Source organism: Endozoicomonas sp. SESOKO1, from assembly GCF_024606265.1.
Classification (GTDB): Bacteria; Pseudomonadota; Gammaproteobacteria; order Pseudomonadales; family Endozoicomonadaceae; genus Endozoicomonas.
Genome location: NZ_JAHHPP010000231.1, coordinates 1 through 1894 on the forward strand (window position 1 = coordinate 1; position 1894 = coordinate 1894).

Sequence of the window (1894 nt, forward strand, 5' to 3'; positions counted from 1 at the left end):
TATTTAATCTGCTCAATAATAGATATTTACGTAGATTTTGTAGGTCTTTATGCTTATTATTCTTTCGGTAACTCCGGTGCATAAATGGCCGGTTGAAATGGCATATCAGGCATGATGTTCACCATGGACATATCGCCGAAAAAATTAACGTCCCTTTTTGCACACAACTGATAATTATTGTTTTCACAGCTGCAACGGCTGTTCATTCTTGAAGACCAAAGATTATGGAAGAGCATTTTAAGCTTGTTGATAAGCCGACCTTTTTTGGTGCGGTAATTTTGTTGATCTCGGTGGTTATACCGCTGGCACTGTTTCCGGATGAGGGCGCTCACTGGATTGCCATCGCGAAAACCTTTATGACGGACACCATGGGGGTGCTTTACCTGGGCCTGGGCCTTGCCGCCGTGGTGTTTATGGCCTACGTGGTATTTTCCGATATTGGCCAGATCAAGCTGGGGGATGCCAATGAGCAGCCGGAGTATTCGACTGCTTCCTGGGCGGCCATGCTGTTCTGTGGTGGTATCGGTGCCAGTATTCTCTACTGGGGTTGTATTGAGTGGGCCTACTATTATCAGTCACCGCCTTTTCAGCTTGAGCCGGGCAGTGAAGAGGCGGTTCGCTGGGCGGCCACTTACGGTATCTTTCACTGGGGGCCGGTTGCCTGGTGTATCTATATGATTCCGGCCATTCCCATTGCCTACTTTTTTCATGTGCGTAAAAACCCGGTCCTGAAGGTATCTGCAGCCCTGATGCCGGTACTGGGAGAAGCACGAAGTAAAGGGCCTCTGGGCAAGGTGATTGACGTGCTGTTTATTTTCGGCCTGCTCGGTGGCGCTGCCACCACGCTGGGTTTGGCGGCACCGTTGATCAATGAGGGCATTACCTACCTGACCGGCATACCATCCACTAATGGCACCCAGATTGGTGTATTGATGGTGTGTACGGCACTGTTCGCCTATTCCTCGTACAAGGGGATGGACGGCGGTATCAAACTTTTGAGTAACATCAACTTCTGGGGAGCCCTGGGTCTGCTGGCTTTTGTCCTGGTAGTAGGGCCTACGCTGTTTATGGTGGAGACGGGTCTGGACTCTATTGGGCGGATGTTGTCCAACTTCTTTGTCATGGCCACCTGGGCAGAACCTTTCGGTGGTTATGGCACCTTTGAAGATACCCACTTCCCACAGGACTGGACCATCTTCTACTGGGCCTGGTGGCTGGTTTATGCTCCCAGTATGGGACTGTTTGTAGCCCGTATTTCCAAAGGGCGAACCATTAAACAGATGGTCGGCGGTGCGATTTTCTGTGGCTCCCTGGGCTGTGCGGTGTACTTTATCGTGCTGGGTAACTATGGCCTGTCGCTTCAGCTATCCGGTCAGCTGGATGTTGTGGGTATTCTGAATGCCCAAGGGGCAACAACCGCTATCTTCAGCGTACTTGAGCAGCTGCCGTTCAGTTACCTGGCTATCGTCGTATTCACATTGCTCTGTATTATCTTTACCGCGACCACCTTTGACTCCATCTCCTTTATTCTTGCGTCAGTTGTCCAGACGAATGTGACTGAAGACCCCATGCGCTGGAACCGCCTGTTCTGGGCATTCACCCTGTCGCTGATGCCTTCTGTGCTGATGTTTATGGGTGGTCTGGCCACCTTGCAGACGGCAGCCATTGTCGGTGGCCTGCCGCTACTGGTGATTGCGGTGATGTTGATGGTTTCTGCCGTGAAAGCCACCATGCTGGATATCTCCCGTCAGGAAGGCTACGAAGAACCGACCATCAATATTGAAGAGCTGCCGGAAGTGGACCCCTGGAGCCTGGAAGGTTCGGCACTGGCCCGCTTTGAACAGTTGAAGGATCAGGCGACAGAAGCCGTCAGTGCAGAGCGTCAGGCCCATGA

The 1894-nt window shown here is 51.8% G+C and carries 2 protein-coding genes; one reads left to right on the forward strand and one right to left on the reverse strand.

The genetic code is table 11. From position 1 onward, the window contains the following. Positions 1-56: 56 nt before the first annotated feature. Positions 57-206, reverse strand: a complete 150-nt coding sequence (locus KDK13_RS10390) for a hypothetical protein (RefSeq protein ID WP_257284910.1) — start codon at positions 204-206, stop codon at positions 57-59. A gap of 18 nt (positions 207-224) precedes the next feature. Here KDK13_RS10390 and KDK13_RS10395 point away from each other — a divergent pair. Further along, positions 225-1894, forward strand: a 1670-nt coding sequence (locus KDK13_RS10395; RefSeq protein WP_257284911.1) for a BCCT family transporter, incomplete at its 3' end; no start/stop codon positions are given.

Excerpts from the sequence above, each read along its gene's own strand:
- KDK13_RS10390 (WP_257284910.1), bottom strand. The coding sequence starts at position 206 with ATGAACAGCCGTTGCAGCTGTGAAAACAATAATTATCAGTTGTGTGCA.